Origin of the sequence: Micromonospora sp. RP3T, assembly GCF_003027925.1 — a bacterium.
Classification (GTDB): Bacteria; Actinomycetota; Actinomycetes; order Mycobacteriales; family Micromonosporaceae; genus Micromonospora.
In genome coordinates, this window is sequence record NZ_PYPS01000016.1 from 75,251 (window position 1) to 89,664 (window position 14,414).

The window sequence follows — 14,414 nt, forward strand, 5'->3', positions numbered from 1 at the left end:
GGGCATACGGATAGAGGAACAAGGGGTTACAGCGATGCCAGGAAAGGGCGACGCTCCGGTGCTTCCGGGCGCGCGGGCGGTTGCGCGGCACGTGCGCATCTCGCCGATGAAGGCGCGCCGGGTGGTCAACCTCGTCCGCGGCCTGCCCGCGAAGGAGGCGCTCACGGTGCTGCAGTTCGCGCCGCAGGCTGCGAGCGAGCAGGTGTACAAGGTGCTCGCGAGCGCGATCGCCAACGCGGAGAACAACGAGCGGCTGGACCCCGACGCGCTGCTCGTCAGCGAGGCGTTCGTCGACGAGGGCCCGACGATGAAGCGGTTCCGGCCGCGGGCGCAGGGCCGGGCGTACCGGATCCGCAAGCGGACCTGCCACATCACGGTGGCGGTCGAGGCCGTGGCGCCGGCCGCGCCGAAGAAGTCGGCGAAGAAGGCCGCTCCGGCCAAGCAGGCCGAGCCGGCGCAGGCGCAGAGCACGACGGAGGGTGCCGAGTAATGGGTCAGAAGGTTCACCCCACTGGGTTCCGGCTCGGCATCTCGACCGACTGGAAGTCCCGCTGGTTCGCGGACAAGCTCTACAAGGACTACATCGGCGAGGACGTCAAGATCCGCCGGATGATGTCCAAGGGCCTCGAGCGTGCCGGCATCTCCAAGGTCGACATCGAGCGCACCCGGGACCGGGTCCGCGTGGACATCCACACCGCCCGGCCGGGCATCGTCATCGGCCGTAAGGGTGCGGAGGCCGACCGGATCCGCGGCGAGCTGGAGAAGCTCACCGGCAAGCAGGTCCAGCTGAACATCATCGAGGTGAAGAACCCCGAGTCGGACGCGCAGCTGGTCGCCCAGGGCGTCGCCGAGCAGCTGTCCAGCCGGGTCAGCTTCCGTCGGGCCATGCGTAAGGCGATGCAGTCCGCGATGAAGAACCCGGCCTGCAAGGGCATCCGGGTTCAGGTCTCGGGCCGTCTCGGCGGCGCCGAGATGAGCCGGACCGAGTTCTACCGCGAGGGTCGTGTCCCGCTGCACACGCTGCGGGCCAACATCGAGTACGGCTTCTTCGAGGCCCGTACCACCTTCGGCCGGATCGGCGTGAAGGTCTGGATCTACAAGGGCGACGCCGTGCCGGGCCGCGAGGCCCCGGCCGAGGCGGCCCCGTCGCGCGGCCCGCGCCGTGACCGTGGCGACCGGCCGGACCGGCCGCGTCGTGGCCGGTCGGGCTCGTCGGGTACGACCGCCGGCGGCACCGAGGCCGGCCGCGCTGCCGCGACCACCATCGCGCAGCAGGCGGAGACCCCGGCCGGCGAGCCGGTCGACAGCAGCGCTGTCGCCGCCGCCGCCTCGGCTCCGAACCAGCCGGCAGAACAGCAGCAGGAGGGCTGACAGATGCTGATGCCGCGCAAGCCCCCGAAGGGCTTCCGCAAGCCGCACCACCCGGACCGCAGTGGCGCGTCCAAGGGTGGTAACCGGGTGGTGTTCGGCGAGTTCGGGATCCAGGCTCTCGAGCCGGCGTACGTGACCAACCGTCAGATCGAGTCGGCACGTATCGCGATGACCCGCCACATCAAGCGTGGCGGCAAGGTCTGGATCACGATCTTCCCGGACCAGGCCCTCACCAAGAAGCCGGCCGAGACCCGGATGGGTTCCGGTAAGGGTTCGCCCGAGTGGTGGGTCGCCAACGTCAAGCCGGGGCGGGTTCTCTTCGAGATGTCCTTCCCCAACGAGCAGATCGCGCGAGAGGCGATGCGTCGCGCGATCCACAAGCTCCCGATGAAGTGCCGCATTGTTACGCGCGAAGTGGGTGAATCCTGATGGCAGCCGGCGTCAAGCCCTCCGAGCTGCGTGAGCTCTCCGACGAGGAGCTGGTCACGAAGCTGCGCGAGGCTAAGGCGGAGCTGTTCAACCTCCGCGTGCAGGGCGCGACCGGGCAGCTCGACAACAACCGGCGGCTGCAGGTCATCCGTCGGGAGATCGCCCGGATCTACACGATCATGCGTGAGCGTGAGCTGGGTCTCTCGGCCGCGCCGACTGAGGTGACTGCATCATGAGTGAGAACACCACTACCACCGCCGCCGCGCGGTCCCGCCGTAAGGTGCGCGAGGGCCTCGTGGTCAGCGACAAGATGGACAAGACCGTCGTGGTCGAGGTCGAGGACCGGGTCAAGCACGCGCTGTACGGCAAGATCATGCGTCGTACCAGCAAGCTGAAGGTGCACGACGAGCAGAACTCGGCCGGTATCGGCGACCGGGTCCTGATCATGGAGACCCGGCCGCTCTCCGCCACCAAGCGGTGGCGGCTCGTGGAAATCCTCGAGAAGGCCAAGTAGCGAAGGCTCGAGCTCGGCCGGGATCGGTCGGGCGCAGGTTCCGCCAGGCTCCGGCCGCCCCCGGCGGCCGGAGAACCGGCAGACATAGGAGATAGACGTGATTCAGCAGGAGTCGCGACTGCGCGTCGCTGACAACACGGGTGCCCGGGAGATCCTGTGCATCCGGGTTCTCGGTGGCTCCGGTCGGCGCTACGCGAGCATCGGCGACGTCATCGTGGCCACGGTCAAGGACGCGATCCCCGGTGCCGGTGTGAAGAAGGGCGACGTCGTCAAGGCCGTCGTCGTTCGGACCGCCAAGGAGAGGCGGCGGCCGGACGGGTCGTACATCCGCTTCGACGAGAACGCCGCCGTCATCATCAAGGACGGTGGGGACCCGCGCGGTACCCGTATCTTCGGCCCGGTGGGTCGTGAGCTGCGGGACAAGCGGTTCATGAAGATCATCTCTCTCGCGCCGGAGGTGTTGTGACCGTGAAGGTCAAGAAGGGCGACACGGTCGTCGTCATCGCCGGCAAGGACAAGGGTGCCAAGGGCAAGGTCATCGCGGCCTACCCGCGGCAGGACAAGGTCCTGGTCGAGGGCGTGAACCGGGTCAAGAAGCACACTCGCATCAGCACCACCCAGCGTGGCGCCAAGACCGGCGGCATCGTCACCCAGGAAGCCCCGATCCACGTCTCGAACGTGATGGTCGTGGACTCCGACGGCAAGCCGACCCGCGTCGGCTACCGGATCGACGACAATGGCCAGAAGGTCCGCATCGCGCGTAGCACCGGTAAGGACCTGTGATGACCACGGCTACCGAAACCAAGACCCAGCCGCGCCTCAAGGAGCGGTACCGCAACGAGATCGTGGCCGAGCTGCAGAAGCAGTACAGCTACGGCAACCCGATGCAGGTGCCGCGGATGGTCAAGATCGTCGTCAACATGGGTGTCGGCGAGGCCGCTCGCGACGCCAAGCTGATCGACGGTGCCGTCCGCGACCTGGCCACCATCACCGGCCAGAAGCCGCTGGTCCGGCGGGCCACCAAGTCCATCGCGCAGTTCAAGCTCCGCGAGGGCATGCCGATCGGCGCGAAGGTCACCCTCCGGGGCGACCGGATGTGGGAGTTCCTGGACCGGCTGCTCTCCATCGCGCTGCCGCGTATCCGTGACTTCCGCGGTCTGGACGGGCGCAAGCTCGACGGGCACGGCAACTACACGTTCGGTCTGACCGAGCAGTCGGTGTTCCACGAGATCGACCAGGACAAGATCGATCGCCAGCGGGGCATGGACATCACGGTGGTCACGACCGCCACGACCGACGACGAGGGCCGGGCGCTGCTCAAGCTCCTGGGCTTCCCGTTCAAGGAGAACTGAGATGGCCAAGAAGGCGCTGATCCTCAAGGCGGCCGCGAAGCCGAAGTTCTCGGTTCGCGCGTACACCCGCTGCCAGCGGTGCGGGCGTCCGAAGGCGGTCTACCGCAAGTTCGGTCTCTGCCGGGTGTGCATCCGGGAGATGGCCCACCGCGGTGAGCTGCCCGGCGTGTCCAAGGCTTCCTGGTAATAGCCCGGCGCGCTCCGGCGCGTCAGCTGAACTGTCTCTTCGCCGTAGGCCCCGGGCCCGGCCCGGGGAACCCCGGCGAGAAAGGTTGACGAGTTTTCATGACGATGACCGACCCGATCGCAGACATGCTCACGCGTCTGCGTAACGCCAACCAGGCGTACCACGACCGGGTGACGATGCCCTACTCGAAGATCAAGGCGAACATCGCCGAGGTCCTCAAGGCTGAGGGTTACATCGCCACCTGGTCGGTCGAGGACCCCGAGGAGGGTGCCGTCGGCAAGCGACTGGTCGTCGAGCTGAAGTACGGCCAGAACCGCGAGCGGAGCCTGGCCGGCATCAAGCGCGTGTCCAAGCCCGGTCTCCGGGTGTACGCCAAGTCGGAGGGGCTCCCGCGGGTGCTCGGCGGGCTTGGTGTGGCGATCATTTCGACGTCCCAGGGGCTGCTCACCGACCGGCAGGCCCGCAAGCGGAGCGTTGGCGGGGAAGTCCTCGCCTTCGTCTGGTAACGGGAGACAGGTAGAAATGTCGCGTATTGGACGTAAGTCGATCCCGGTGCCATCCGGCGTCGACATCACGATCGACGGCCAGACCGTCAAGGTCAAGGGCCCCAAGGGCGAGCTGAGCCACGTGCTGGCCGAGCCGATCACGGCGGAGCGGGACGAGAGCGGCGAGCTGCACGTCAACCGGCCCAACGACGAGCGCAAGGCCAAGGAGCTGCACGGCCTGAGCCGTACGCTGGTGGCCAACATGATCGTCGGGGTGACCGAGGGCTACCGCAAGAGCCTGGAGATCGCCGGCACCGGTTACCGGGTGACCGCCAAGGGCAAGGACCTGGAGTTCGCGCTCGGGTTCTCGCACCCGGTCGTGGTGCAGGCGCCGGACGGCATCACCTTCACGGTCGAGCGGCCGACGTTGTTCCACGTGGCCGGCATCGACAAGCAGCAGGTCGGCGAGGTCGCCGCCAACATCCGGAAGATCCGCCCGCCGGAGCCCTACAAGGGCAAGGGCGTGAAGTACCAGGGCGAGGTCATCCGCCGTAAGGCTGGAAAGGCAGGTAAGAAGTGAGCGCCACGCTGCTCAAGCGCCGCCGCGGCGTTGCCGCCAAGCGTGCCGTCGGGCGTGCGCGTCGGCACTTCCGGGTCCGCAAGAACGTCAGCGGCACCGCCGAGCGTCCTCGCCTCGTCGTCACCCGTTCCCTGCGGCACATGGTCGCCCAGGTCGTCGACGACACCAAGGGTCACACCCTGGCGTCCGCGTCGACCATGGACGCCTCGCTGCGCGGCGCCGAGGGCGACAAGAGCGCCCTGGCCGGCAAGGTCGGCGCGCTGCTCGCCGAGCGGGCCAAGGCCGCCGGCGTCTCGAAGGTCGTCTTCGACCGCGGTGGCAACCGGTACGCGGGGCGGGTCGCCGCGCTTGCCAAGGCCGCCCGCGAAGCCGGGCTCGAGTTCTAGAAACCCCGTCACGAGAGAGAAGGAAGGCTGCTGATGCCAGGTCAACAGCGCCGTGGCGGCGGGTCCGGTGGCAACGAGGGTGGTCGCCGCGACAACCGCCGTGAGGGCGGCCGCGGAAACGCGCCCGTCGAGAAGACCCCGCACCTCGAGCGGGTCGTCGCGATCAACCGCGTCGCCAAGGTCGTGAAGGGTGGTCGTCGCTTCAGCTTCACCGCCCTCGTGATCGTGGGCGACGGCGACGGCACCGTCGGCGTGGGCTACGGAAAGGCCAAGGAGGTGCCCGCGGCGATCGCCAAGGGCGTCGAGGAGGCCAAGAAGCACTTCTTCAAGGTGCCGCGGATCGGTCAGTCGATCCCGCACCCGGTCACGGGCGAGGACGCCGCCGGTGTGGTGCTGCTCAAGCCGGCCTCCGCCGGTACGGGTGTCATCGCCGGTGGTCCGGTGCGTGCCGTGCTGGAGTGCGCGGGCATCCACGACGTGCTCTCCAAGAGCCTCGGCTCGTCCAACCCGATCAACATCGTGCACGCCACCGTGGCGGCCCTGAAGGGGCTCGAGTCCCCCGAGCAGGTCGCGGCGCGTCGTGGCCTGCCGGTGGAGGACGTCGCGCCGGCCGCCATGCTGGCGTCGCGTGCGGGGGTGGCGTCCTGATGGCACGTCTGAAGGTCACCCAGGTCCGGTCCGAGATCGGGCGCAAGCAGAACCAGCGTGACTCGCTGCGTTCGCTCGGGCTCAAGCGGATCAACGACGTGGTGGTCAAGGAGGACCGGCCGGAGATCCGCGGCATGATCTTCACGGTCAGCCACCTCGTGAAGGTCGAGGAGGTCGAGTAATGACGATCAAGGTGCACCACCTGCGTCCCGCCCCGGGAGCCAAGACCGACAAGACCCGTGTGGGTCGCGGTGAGGGTTCCAAGGGCAAGACCGCTGGACGCGGTACCAAGGGTTCGAAGGCCCGGAAGAACATCTCGCCGGCGTTCGAGGGTGGGCAGATGCCCATCCACATGCGCCTGCCGAAGATGAAGGGCTTCAAGAACAAGTTCAAGGTCGTGTTCCAGGTGGTCAACCTGGACCGGCTGGCGGAGCTCTTCCCGAACGGCGGCCAGGTCGGCCCGGTCGAGCTGGTCGAGGCCGGCGCGGTCCGCAAGGGTCACCCGGTCAAGGTGCTCGGCACCGGCGACCTCGGCGGTGTGTCCCTCCAGGTGTCGGCGCACGCGTTCAGCGCGTCGGCCAAGGAGAAGATCACCGCGGCCGGCGGCTCGGTCACCGAGCTCTAAGGGCATTTTCGTGGCGCCCGCTCAGTTGTTCGCGACTGGGCGGGCGTCATGGTCTACCGGTCGCGTGTGCGCCGGGTAACATCGGATTCGTTTTATGTAGCCGGGCACATCTGCCCGGACCGGGATCGGGCTGTTAGAGTCCGTTGCCAGCCATGGATACCGGGCACTCCGCCCGGCACCCACCCCGCCCCGCCAGGGATCGTCACCGGCGGCCCGCGTCGCGCAGGAGGAAGAAGTTGCTGTCCGCCTTTCTCAGTGCGTTCCGTACGCCTGACCTGCGCAAGAAGCTGCTGTTCACAGTAGGCATCATCGCGGTCTACCGGTTGGGCGCCACGCTGCCCAGCCCGGGCGTCTCGTACGGCAACGTGCAGAAGTGCCTCGACACCATCCAGGGCGGCGGCACGAGCCCGCTGAACCTGCTGGACCTCTTCTCCGGCGGGGCGCTGCTCCAGCTCTCGGTCTTCGCGCTGGGCATCATGCCCTACATCACCGCGTCGATCATCCTGCAGCTGCTGACGGTGGTGATCCCGCGCCTGGAGCAGCTCCGCAAGGAGGGCCAGGCCGGTCAGGCGAAGATCACCCAGTACACCCGCTACCTGACGCTGGGCCTGGGCATCCTCCAGTCCTCGGCGTTCGTGGCGCTGGCCCGCTCCGGGCAGCTGTTCAACAACCAGTGCGACCAGTTCCCGATCGTGCCCAAGGGCACCGGCATCCCGGACTGGCTGACCCTGGTCATCCTGGTCATGACGATGACCGCCGGCACCGGCGTGGTGATGTGGCTCGGCGAGCTGATCACCGACCGGGGCGTCGGCAACGGCATGTCGGTGCTGATCTTCACCTCGATCGCGGCCCGGCTCCCCAGCGAGGGCTGGAAGATCAAGACCACCAAGGGCTGGGGGATGTTCCTCCTCGTCATCGCCCTGGTGCTGCTGGTCATCACCGCGGTCACGTTCATCGAGCAGGCCCAGCGCCGGATCCCGGTGCAGTACGCGAAGCGCATGATCGGCCGGCGGATGTACGGCGGCACCTCGACCTACATCCCGCTCAAGGTGAACCAGGCCGGCGTCATCCCGGTCATCTTCGCCTCGTCGCTGCTCTACCTGCCGACGCTCGCGCTCCAGTTCTTCGACCAGAACGACCCGGGCAAGGTCCAGGCCTGGATCCAGAACCACATCGTGAAGGCGAGCGCGCCGGAGCACATCGCGATCTACTTCCTGCTGATCATCTTCTTCACGTACTTCTACGTGTCGATCACGTTCAACCCGACCGAGGTCGCGGACAACATGAAGAAGTACGGCGGCTTCGTGCCGGGCATCCGTCCCGGCAAGCCGACCGCCGAGTACCTCGACTTCATCCTCAGCCGGATCACCCTGCCGGGCGCGCTCTACCTCGGGGTCGTCGCGATCCTGCCGAACTTCTTCTTCATCTGGCTGGACAACCAGCAGTTCCAGAACTTCCCGTTCGGCGGCACCGCTGTGCTCATCATGGTCGGCGTCGGTCTGGAGACCGTGAAGCAGATCGAGAGCCAACTCATGCAGCGGAACTACGAAGGGTTCCTGCGGTAGATGCGACTCGTTCTGGTTGGCCCGCCGGGCGCGGGCAAGGGCACACAGGCGGAGTTCATCGCCGCGCACCTCTCGGTGCCGAAGATCTCGACCGGTGACATCTTCCGGGCCAACGTCACCCAGGGCACCCCGCTGGGCGTCGAGGCGAAGCGGTACATGGACGCCGGCAAGCTGGTCCCGGACGACGTCACCATCAACATGGTCCGGGACCGGCTCGCCGAGCCGGACGCCGGCGAGGGTTTCCTGCTCGACGGCTTCCCGCGCACCACGCCGCAGGCCGCCGAGCTGGACAAGCTCCTCGCCGACCTGGGCTCCATGCTGGACCTGGTGCTGGAGTTGGTGGTCGACGACGACGAGGTGATCCGGCGGCTCTCCGGCCGGCGCACCTGCCGGGGCTGCGGCAAGATCTGGCACGTCGAGTTCGACGCGACCACCCGGGACGACATCTGCGACAGGTGCGGCGCGGAGCTGTTCCAGCGCGACGACGACAAGCCGGAGACGATCGCGGCGCGGCTGCGGGAATACTCCGAGAAGACCGCGCCGCTGGTCGACTACTACGGCGCCCAGGGCAAGCTGGTGGGCATCGACGCGACGGGGCCGGTGGAGGACGTCACGGTCCGCGCCATCGACGCCCTGCGGTCGTACGGCGGCTGACCTCCCACCGCCGCCCGGCGGATAGACTGTGAACAGCGGGGTACGCGCGACGTGCCCCGCTGTTCCGTGTAACGAAAGGTGAACGCCGTCATGCGCCGTCCCCAGCTGGACATCCAGCTGAAGACCCCCGAGCAGATCGAGCTGATGCGGGCCGCCGGTCTGGTGGTCGCCCGTGCCCTGGCCCGGATGCGGGAGGCGGTCGCGCCCGGTGTGTCGACCGCCGATCTCGACGCGATCGCCGAGGCGACCATCCGGGAGGCCGGCGCGGTTCCGTCGTTCAAGGGCTACCACGGCTTCCCGGCTTCGATCTGTTCCTCGGTCAACGAGCAGGTGGTGCACGCCATCCCGTCGCCCGAGCAGGTGCTGCGCGAGGGCGACCTGATCTCGATCGACTGCGGGGCGGTGCTCGACGGCTGGCACGGCGACGCGGCGATCACGGTGGCGGTGGGAGAGGTCGACCCGGCGCTGCTGCGGATGGCCGAGGTGGCCGAGGACGCCATGTGGGCCGGGATCGCCGCCGCGGCCCGGGGCGCGGCCTCCGGCAAGGGCCGGCTGACCGACATCTCGCACGCGGTGGAGACCGCGGTCCGCAGGGGCGGCCGGTACGGCATCGTCGACGGCTACGGCGGCCACGGCATCGGCACGGAGATGCACCAGGACCCGCACGTGCTCAACCACGGTCGCCCCGGCAAGGGGCCACGACTGGTGCCCGGTCTGGCGCTCGCCATCGAGCCGATGATCACGGCGGGTTCCCCGCGTACCGTCGAGCTGGCCGACGGCTGGACGGTGGTGACGCGGGACCGCTCGATGGCGGTGCACGTGGAGCATTCGATGGCGCTGTTGGCGGACGGGGTGTGGGTGCTCACCGCTCCCGACGGCGGCCGGGCCCGCCTCGGCGATCTGGTGACCGCCCGCCAGCCGGCGGACTCCCCGGCCCACTGATCCACCCGCCCCCTCTCCCGTCCCCCTGTTTCACGGAAAGAGGGGGTATGCGGGCCCGGATGGCAACTCTTTCCGGGAAACAGGGCGCGGGGCGGAGTGCGGTGGCGGGGTGGTGGCATCCTTGCCGGCATGGACGGGCAGCGGGAGATGCGGGCGGCCGACCGCGACCGGGAGGCCGTCGCGGAGCGGCTCCGGGTGGCGCTGGAGGAGGGCCGGCTCGGCCTGCACGAGTACGACGAGCGGCTGGCCCGCGCGTACGGCGCCCGGACCTACGGCGAGCTGGACGAGGTGGTGGCCGACCTGCCGGGCCCGGCGCCCGCCGAGCGGTCCGCGCTGGCGCCCGCCGCGCCGAACCCACCTCCTGCGCCGGTCGTCCCGTCCGACTCCGGCACCTCCAGCGCGGCGACGCCGGTCAGGTCCCCGGTGGCCGGTGGATCCGGGGTGCCGGAGGCCCGGTCCCGGCTGCTCGGGCTCTGGCTGCCCTGGCTGCGGGTGGCCGCGATCCTGGTGCCGATCTGGCTGATCGGCGCGGTGGCGTCCGGGCATGCCGCCGGCGTCTGGCCGCTCTGGGTGCTGGGGCCGTGGGGCGGCCTGGTGCTGATGCAGTCGGTCGGGCTGATCGGCGCGGACCACGGCCGGAAGCGGCGCGACCGCCGCCGATAGCTGTGCCGCTGGTCACAACCGGGCCGGAAATCCGCCGTTCGAGGGATCTGCCGGCCGGCCGGTTTGGCGACGGCGCGCGGGCGGGCGTACACTTTCAGATCGGCGCACAGCGTCCACTCCGCCATGCCCACCCTGCGCTTCGGTGGGAGTCGGAGCCGCGGCTGGCGCGGGTTCACTGATCTTGGTCAGTTCGCCCGTGTAAGACGTTGTGGGCCGTCCGGAGCAACCGACGTCAGGACAGCGGAGTACATGCCGAAAAAAGACGGAGCCATCGAGATCGAGGGTCGGGTCATCGAGCCCCTGCCGAACGCCATGTTCCGGGTGGAGCTCGCGAACGGCCACAAGGTGCTGGCTCACATCAGCGGCAAGATGCGGCAGCACTACATCCGCATCCTGCCGGAGGACCGGGTCGTCGTCGAACTGTCGCCGTACGACCTGACCCGCGGGCGCATCGTCTACCGCTACAAGTAAGCCTGACGACGGCCGGGACGTCCCCGTGTCCGTCTTCGACGTCCGGGTCGCGATCCGTCGCGCTCCGGGCCAGATGGGAAGTAAGGCAACCGTGAAGGTCAAGCCGAGCGTCAAGAGGATCTGCAACAAGTGCCGGGTGATCCGTCGGCACGGCCGGGTCATGGTCATCTGCAGCGACCCGCGTCACAAGCAGCGCCAGGGCTGACGCCCCACACATCACCAGCTCGTCCCAGCCGCGGACGGTGCGCCACGCGCGTACCCCCTCGTGGTTGACCCCCGGTCGGAGGCCGGGGCCCGCTCGGGCAGCGGGGTGGGACGGGTCCACACCTCCGCCACAAACCATGAGGAGTACGCCCGCACATGGCACGTCTAGTCGGCGTGGATCTCCCCCGCGAGAAGCGGATGGAGATCGCGCTCACCTACATCTTCGGGGTCGGCCGTACCCGCGCCCTGGAGACGCTCGCCGCGACCGGCATCTCGCCGGACAAGCGCGTTCGGGACCTCACGGACGAGGAGCTCGTCGAGCTCCGGAACCACATCGAGGGCAACTACAAGGTTGAAGGCGACCTGCGCCGCGAGGTCGCCGCTGACATCCGCCGCAAGGTCGAGATCGGCTGCTACGCCGGCATCCGGCACCGCCGCGGTCTGCCCGTGCGTGGTCAGCGCACCAAGACCAACGCGCGGACCCGGAAGGGCCCGAAGCGGACCGTGGCCGGCAAGAAGAAGCCCGGCAAGAAGTAACTAGGAGCGCACAGACTTATGCCACCGAAGGCTCGTGCCGGAGCCGCCGTCAAGAAGGTCCGGCGCAAGGAACGCAAGAACGTCGCCCACGGGCAGGCGCACATCAAGAGCACCTTCAACAACACCATCGTGTCCATCACGGACCCGACCGGTGCGGTCATCTCCTGGGCCTCCTCCGGCCAGGTGGGCTTCAAGGGCTCCCGCAAGTCGACCCCGTTCGCCGCGCAGCTGGCCGCCGAGGCCGCCGCGCGTCGGGCCATGGAGCACGGCATGCGCAAGGTCGACGTGTTCGTCAAGGGCCCCGGCTCCGGCCGGGAGACCGCCATCCGTTCGCTGCAGGCCGCCGGTCTCGAGGTCGGGCAGATTTCCGACGTCACGCCGCAGCCGCACAACGGGTGCCGTCCGCCGAAGCGTCGCCGGGTCTGAGAGGTTAGAGAGAGATGGCTCGTTACACCGGTGCTGACTGCCGCCGTTGCCGGCGGGAGAAGATGAAGCTGTTCCTCAAGGGCAGCAAGTGCGATGGTCCGAAGTGCCCGTTCGAGTCCCGGCCGTTCCCGCCCGGGCAGCACGGCCGCGGCCGCACGAAGGAGACGGAGTACCTGCTCCAGCTCCGTGAGAAGCAGAAGGCCCGTCGTGTCTACGGCGTGCTGGAGAAGCAGTTCCGCGGCTACTACGAAGAGGCCGTGGGCAAGAAGGCCAAGACCGGTGAGGTTCTGCTCCAGATCCTCGAGTCGCGGCTGGACAACGTGGTCTACCGGGCCGGCTACGCCAAGTCCCGGGACATGGCCCGTCAGCTGGTAAAGCACGGTCACTTCACGGTGAACGGCAAGAAGGTCGACATCCCGTCGTTCCGCGTCAAGGAGCACGACATCATCGAGGTCCGGGGCAAGAGCAAGGAGCTCACCCCGTTCATCGTCGCGCAGGCCGAGGCCGGCTCCAAGACCGTTCCGGCGTGGCTCGAGGCCATCCCCAGCCAGATGAAGGTCCTCGTGCACTCGCTCCCGGCCCGTCAGGTGATCGACACCCAGGTCCAGGAGCAGCTGATCGTCGAGCTCTACTCCAAGTAAGGGCTCGTTGCGGTGGCCCGTCCTGCGGGGCGGGCCACCGGAACAGTTGTGTCGTGGGCGTCAAATAGCGGGCGCCCCGGAAGAGAAGAGAAAAGATGCTCATCAGCCAGCGACCGTCTCTCTCCGAAGAGTCGATCAACGAGACCCGGTCCAAGTTCACCATCGAGCCGCTGGAGCCCGGTTTCGGCTACACGCTCGGCAACTCGCTCCGGCGTACGCTGCTGTCGTCCATCCCGGGCGCGGCGGTCACCTCGATCAAGATCGACGGTGTGCTGCACGAGTTCACCACCATCCCCGGTGTCAAGGAGGACGTGGTCGAGCTCGTCATGAACATCAAGGAGCTGTGCGTCAGCTCCGAGCACGACGAGCCGGTCAGCATGTACCTGCGCAAGCAGGGCCCGGGCGACGTGACCGCCGGTGACATCCAGCCCCCGGCCGGTGTCTCCGTGCACAACCCGGACCTGAAGCTCGCCACCCTCAACGGCAAGGGCCGGCTCGACATGGAGCTGACCGTCGAGCGGGGTCGGGGCTACGTCACCGCCGCGCAGAACAAGCAGGCGGGCGCCGAGATCGGCCGGATCCCGGTCGACTCGATCTACTCGCCGGTGCTGAAGGTGACGTACCGCGTCGAGGCGACCCGGGTCGAGCAGCGGACCGACTTCGACCGGCTGATCATCGACGTCGAGACCAAGCCGTCGATGGGCCCGCGTACCGCGCTGGCCTCCGCCGGCTCGACGCTGGTGGAGCTGTTCGGGCTCGCCCGCGAGCTGGACGAGACCGCCGAGGGCATCGACATCGGGCCGTCCCCGCAGGACGCCCAGCTGGCGGCGGACCTGGCTCTGCCGATCGAGGAGCTGGACCTCACCGTCCGTTCCTACAACTGCCTCAAGCGCGAGGGCATCAACTCCGTTGGTGAGCTGATCGGGCGTACCGAGGCCGACCTTCTCGACATCCGCAACTTCGGTCAGAAGTCGATCGACGAGGTCAAGATGAAGCTCGCCGGGATGGGCCTGGGGCTGAAGGACTCGGCTCCGAACTTCGACCCGGCGCACGTCGTGGACGCCTTCGGCGAGGCCGACTACGACACCGACGACTACCGCGAGACCGAGCAGCTCTAGTCCGCGCTGCCGCCACACCTGAGGAGCACCAAGCATGCCCACGCCCACCAAGGGCCCCCGCCTCGGCGGCAGCCCCGCGCACGAGCGGCTGATGCTGGCCAACCTGGCCACCGCGCTGTTCCAGCACGGCAAGATCCAGACCACCGAGACGAAGGCCCGGCGGCTCCGTCCGCTGGCCGAGCAGCTCATCACCAAGGCCAAGCGCGGCGACCTCGCCTCGCGTCGGCGGGTGGCGGGCGTCGTCAAGGACAAGGACGTGGTCTACTCCCTGTTCGACCAGATCGCGCCCCGGTACGCCAACCGCAACGGTGGCTACACCCGGATCGTGAAGACCGGTCCGCGCAAGGGTGACGCCGCTCCGATGGCGATCATCGAGCTGGTCGAGGAGCTTCAGGTCGCCGAGCCCAAGGCGAACAAGAAGACCGCCGCCCGCAAGGCCGCCCAGCAGGACAAGGTCGAGGCCCTGGCCCCGGCCGAGGAGGCCCCCAAGGCCAGCACCGGCGACCAGGACGCCGAGGCTCCGGTCTCCGCCTCGGGTGACACCGCCGCCGCCCGCGAGGACAGCGACGAGGCCACCGAGAACGACAAGGCCTGAGTTCAGGCTCGACCGGGCCCG

Annotated in this window: 26 protein-coding genes; all 26 read left to right on the plus strand. The window is 68.6% G+C overall.

Annotation, left to right across the window (positions count from 1 at the left end; all coding sequences use genetic code 11):
* Window positions 1–34 precede the first annotated feature (34 nt).
* The 26 genes from rplV to rplQ all read left to right on the plus strand — a co-directional run bounded on the left by rplV (window position 35) and on the right by rplQ (window position 14,393).
* Window positions 35–490: a 50S ribosomal protein L22 gene (rplV, locus tag C8054_RS15140; protein ID WP_107157440.1), complete on the plus strand. Its 456-nt coding sequence runs from the start codon at window positions 35–37 to the stop codon at window positions 488–490.
* Window positions 490–1,371 (plus strand): 30S ribosomal protein S3, encoded by an 882-nt coding sequence (gene rpsC / locus C8054_RS15145; protein WP_107157441.1) that lies wholly within the window; start codon window positions 490–492, stop codon window positions 1,369–1,371. The genes rplV and rpsC overlap by 1 nt, the downstream gene beginning before the upstream one ends.
* 3 nt (window positions 1,372–1,374) lie before the next feature.
* The gene (rplP, locus tag C8054_RS15150; RefSeq protein ID WP_007465292.1) at window positions 1,375–1,800 is read left to right on the plus strand and encodes a 50S ribosomal protein L16; all 426 of its coding nucleotides are present in this window, start codon (window positions 1,375–1,377) and stop codon (window positions 1,798–1,800) included.
* Window positions 1,800–2,036 carry a 50S ribosomal protein L29 gene (gene rpmC, locus C8054_RS15155; RefSeq protein ID WP_107157442.1) on the plus strand — a complete coding sequence of 79 codons (237 nt, stop codon included), beginning with the start codon at window positions 1,800–1,802 and terminating at the stop codon, window positions 2,034–2,036. The genes rplP and rpmC overlap by 1 nt, the downstream gene beginning before the upstream one ends.
* A complete protein-coding gene (gene rpsQ / locus C8054_RS15160) occupies window positions 2,033–2,314 on the plus strand; it encodes a 30S ribosomal protein S17 (RefSeq protein ID WP_091570077.1) in 282 nt (93 codons plus the stop codon). Before rpmC ends, rpsQ begins: the two co-directional genes overlap by 4 nt.
* A 97-nt stretch (window positions 2,315–2,411) precedes the next feature.
* Complete coding sequence (gene rplN, locus C8054_RS15165; protein WP_007465279.1) at window positions 2,412–2,780, plus strand: 50S ribosomal protein L14; 369 nt, start codon at window positions 2,412–2,414, stop codon at window positions 2,778–2,780.
* Window positions 2,777–3,097, plus strand: coding sequence for a 50S ribosomal protein L24 (gene rplX, locus C8054_RS15170; protein WP_018217055.1), 321 nt, complete (start codon window positions 2,777–2,779; stop codon window positions 3,095–3,097). Before rplN ends, rplX begins: the two co-directional genes overlap by 4 nt.
* Complete coding sequence (rplE, locus tag C8054_RS15175; protein ID WP_107157443.1) at window positions 3,097–3,666, plus strand: 50S ribosomal protein L5; 570 nt, start codon at window positions 3,097–3,099, stop codon at window positions 3,664–3,666. The genes rplX and rplE overlap by 1 nt, the downstream gene beginning before the upstream one ends.
* A gap of 1 nt (window position 3,667) precedes the next feature.
* Window positions 3,668–3,853, plus strand: a complete 186-nt coding sequence (locus C8054_RS15180) for a type Z 30S ribosomal protein S14 (protein ID WP_007073023.1) — start codon at window positions 3,668–3,670, stop codon at window positions 3,851–3,853.
* 98 nt (window positions 3,854–3,951) lie between these two features.
* Window positions 3,952–4,359, plus strand: a complete 408-nt coding sequence (gene rpsH / locus C8054_RS15185) for a 30S ribosomal protein S8 (protein WP_107157444.1) — start codon at window positions 3,952–3,954, stop codon at window positions 4,357–4,359.
* Between the two features lie 16 nt (window positions 4,360–4,375).
* A complete protein-coding gene (gene rplF / locus C8054_RS15190) occupies window positions 4,376–4,918 on the plus strand; it encodes a 50S ribosomal protein L6 (protein ID WP_107157445.1) in 543 nt (180 codons plus the stop codon).
* Window positions 4,915–5,304 carry a 50S ribosomal protein L18 gene (gene rplR, locus C8054_RS15195; RefSeq protein WP_107157446.1) on the plus strand — a complete coding sequence of 130 codons (390 nt, stop codon included), beginning with the start codon at window positions 4,915–4,917 and terminating at the stop codon, window positions 5,302–5,304. The genes rplF and rplR overlap by 4 nt, the downstream gene beginning before the upstream one ends.
* 33 nt (window positions 5,305–5,337) lie before the next feature.
* Complete coding sequence (rpsE, locus tag C8054_RS15200; protein ID WP_013288621.1) at window positions 5,338–5,952, plus strand: 30S ribosomal protein S5; 615 nt, start codon at window positions 5,338–5,340, stop codon at window positions 5,950–5,952.
* The gene (gene rpmD, locus C8054_RS15205) at window positions 5,952–6,134 is read left to right on the plus strand and encodes a 50S ribosomal protein L30 (protein WP_107157447.1); all 183 of its coding nucleotides are present in this window, start codon (window positions 5,952–5,954) and stop codon (window positions 6,132–6,134) included. The genes rpsE and rpmD overlap by 1 nt, the downstream gene beginning before the upstream one ends.
* The gene (gene rplO / locus C8054_RS15210) at window positions 6,134–6,577 is read left to right on the plus strand and encodes a 50S ribosomal protein L15 (RefSeq protein ID WP_018784561.1); all 444 of its coding nucleotides are present in this window, start codon (window positions 6,134–6,136) and stop codon (window positions 6,575–6,577) included. The genes rpmD and rplO overlap by 1 nt, the downstream gene beginning before the upstream one ends.
* Before the next feature lie 236 nt (window positions 6,578–6,813).
* Complete coding sequence (gene secY / locus C8054_RS15215; protein ID WP_107157448.1) at window positions 6,814–8,142, plus strand: preprotein translocase subunit SecY; 1,329 nt, start codon at window positions 6,814–6,816, stop codon at window positions 8,140–8,142.
* Entirely contained in the window at window positions 8,143–8,796 is a 654-nt protein-coding gene (locus tag C8054_RS15220; RefSeq protein ID WP_107157449.1) for an adenylate kinase, read from the plus strand. It begins immediately after the preceding gene.
* Between the two features lie 90 nt (window positions 8,797–8,886).
* The gene (gene map, locus C8054_RS15225) at window positions 8,887–9,738 is read left to right on the plus strand and encodes a type I methionyl aminopeptidase (protein ID WP_107157496.1); all 852 of its coding nucleotides are present in this window, start codon (window positions 8,887–8,889) and stop codon (window positions 9,736–9,738) included.
* Window positions 9,739–9,867: 129 nt separating this feature from the next.
* The gene (locus C8054_RS15230; RefSeq protein WP_233219654.1) at window positions 9,868–10,401 is read left to right on the plus strand and encodes a DUF1707 domain-containing protein; all 534 of its coding nucleotides are present in this window, start codon (window positions 9,868–9,870) and stop codon (window positions 10,399–10,401) included.
* A 249-nt stretch (window positions 10,402–10,650) separates the two neighbouring features.
* The gene (gene infA / locus C8054_RS15235) at window positions 10,651–10,872 is read left to right on the plus strand and encodes a translation initiation factor IF-1 (protein WP_007073013.1); all 222 of its coding nucleotides are present in this window, start codon (window positions 10,651–10,653) and stop codon (window positions 10,870–10,872) included.
* 91 nt (window positions 10,873–10,963) lie between these two features.
* Window positions 10,964–11,077, plus strand: a complete 114-nt coding sequence (gene rpmJ, locus C8054_RS15240) for a 50S ribosomal protein L36 (protein ID WP_043965539.1) — start codon at window positions 10,964–10,966, stop codon at window positions 11,075–11,077.
* A 155-nt stretch (window positions 11,078–11,232) separates the two neighbouring features.
* Complete coding sequence (gene rpsM, locus C8054_RS15245) at window positions 11,233–11,613, plus strand: 30S ribosomal protein S13 (protein ID WP_013288614.1); 381 nt, start codon at window positions 11,233–11,235, stop codon at window positions 11,611–11,613.
* A gap of 18 nt (window positions 11,614–11,631) precedes the next feature.
* The gene (gene rpsK, locus C8054_RS15250; RefSeq protein ID WP_014440747.1) at window positions 11,632–12,039 is read left to right on the plus strand and encodes a 30S ribosomal protein S11; all 408 of its coding nucleotides are present in this window, start codon (window positions 11,632–11,634) and stop codon (window positions 12,037–12,039) included.
* A gap of 14 nt (window positions 12,040–12,053) precedes the next feature.
* Window positions 12,054–12,680, plus strand: a complete 627-nt coding sequence (gene rpsD / locus C8054_RS15255; protein ID WP_089155247.1) for a 30S ribosomal protein S4 — start codon at window positions 12,054–12,056, stop codon at window positions 12,678–12,680.
* 95 nt (window positions 12,681–12,775) lie between these two features.
* Complete coding sequence (locus C8054_RS15260) at window positions 12,776–13,798, plus strand: DNA-directed RNA polymerase subunit alpha (RefSeq protein WP_107157450.1); 1,023 nt, start codon at window positions 12,776–12,778, stop codon at window positions 13,796–13,798.
* A gap of 34 nt (window positions 13,799–13,832) precedes the next feature.
* Window positions 13,833–14,393: a 50S ribosomal protein L17 gene (rplQ, locus tag C8054_RS15265; RefSeq protein WP_107157451.1), complete on the plus strand. Its 561-nt coding sequence runs from the start codon at window positions 13,833–13,835 to the stop codon at window positions 14,391–14,393.
* The last annotated feature ends 21 nt before the right edge of the window (window positions 14,394–14,414 follow it).

Bases quoted from the DNA above. Each gene is read 5' to 3' on its own strand.
- rplV (WP_107157440.1), top strand. From the start codon at position 35: ATGCCAGGAAAGGGCGACGCTCCGGTGCTTCCGGGCGCGCGGGCGGTT.
- rpsC (WP_107157441.1), top strand. From the start codon at position 490: ATGGGTCAGAAGGTTCACCCCACTGGGTTCCGGCTCGGCATCTCGACC.
- rplP (WP_007465292.1), top strand. From the start codon at position 1,375: ATGCTGATGCCGCGCAAGCCCCCGAAGGGCTTCCGCAAGCCGCACCAC.
- rpmC (WP_107157442.1), top strand. From the start codon at position 1,800: ATGGCAGCCGGCGTCAAGCCCTCCGAGCTGCGTGAGCTCTCCGACGAG.
- rpsQ (WP_091570077.1), top strand. From the start codon at position 2,033: ATGAGTGAGAACACCACTACCACCGCCGCCGCGCGGTCCCGCCGTAAG.
- rplE (WP_107157443.1), top strand. From the start codon at position 3,097: ATGACCACGGCTACCGAAACCAAGACCCAGCCGCGCCTCAAGGAGCGG.
- C8054_RS15180 (WP_007073023.1), top strand. From the start codon at position 3,668: ATGGCCAAGAAGGCGCTGATCCTCAAGGCGGCCGCGAAGCCGAAGTTC.
- rpsH (WP_107157444.1), top strand. From the start codon at position 3,952: ATGACGATGACCGACCCGATCGCAGACATGCTCACGCGTCTGCGTAAC.
- rplF (WP_107157445.1), top strand. From the start codon at position 4,376: ATGTCGCGTATTGGACGTAAGTCGATCCCGGTGCCATCCGGCGTCGAC.
- rpsE (WP_013288621.1), top strand. From the start codon at position 5,338: ATGCCAGGTCAACAGCGCCGTGGCGGCGGGTCCGGTGGCAACGAGGGT.
- rpmD (WP_107157447.1), top strand. From the start codon at position 5,952: ATGGCACGTCTGAAGGTCACCCAGGTCCGGTCCGAGATCGGGCGCAAG.
- rplO (WP_018784561.1), top strand. From the start codon at position 6,134: ATGACGATCAAGGTGCACCACCTGCGTCCCGCCCCGGGAGCCAAGACC.
- C8054_RS15220 (WP_107157449.1), top strand. From the start codon at position 8,143: ATGCGACTCGTTCTGGTTGGCCCGCCGGGCGCGGGCAAGGGCACACAG.
- map (WP_107157496.1), top strand. From the start codon at position 8,887: ATGCGCCGTCCCCAGCTGGACATCCAGCTGAAGACCCCCGAGCAGATC.
- C8054_RS15230 (WP_233219654.1), top strand. From the start codon at position 9,868: ATGGACGGGCAGCGGGAGATGCGGGCGGCCGACCGCGACCGGGAGGCC.
- infA (WP_007073013.1), top strand. From the start codon at position 10,651: ATGCCGAAAAAAGACGGAGCCATCGAGATCGAGGGTCGGGTCATCGAG.
- rpsM (WP_013288614.1), top strand. From the start codon at position 11,233: ATGGCACGTCTAGTCGGCGTGGATCTCCCCCGCGAGAAGCGGATGGAG.
- rpsK (WP_014440747.1), top strand. From the start codon at position 11,632: ATGCCACCGAAGGCTCGTGCCGGAGCCGCCGTCAAGAAGGTCCGGCGC.
- rpsD (WP_089155247.1), top strand. From the start codon at position 12,054: ATGGCTCGTTACACCGGTGCTGACTGCCGCCGTTGCCGGCGGGAGAAG.
- C8054_RS15260 (WP_107157450.1), top strand. From the start codon at position 12,776: ATGCTCATCAGCCAGCGACCGTCTCTCTCCGAAGAGTCGATCAACGAG.
- rplQ (WP_107157451.1), top strand. From the start codon at position 13,833: ATGCCCACGCCCACCAAGGGCCCCCGCCTCGGCGGCAGCCCCGCGCAC.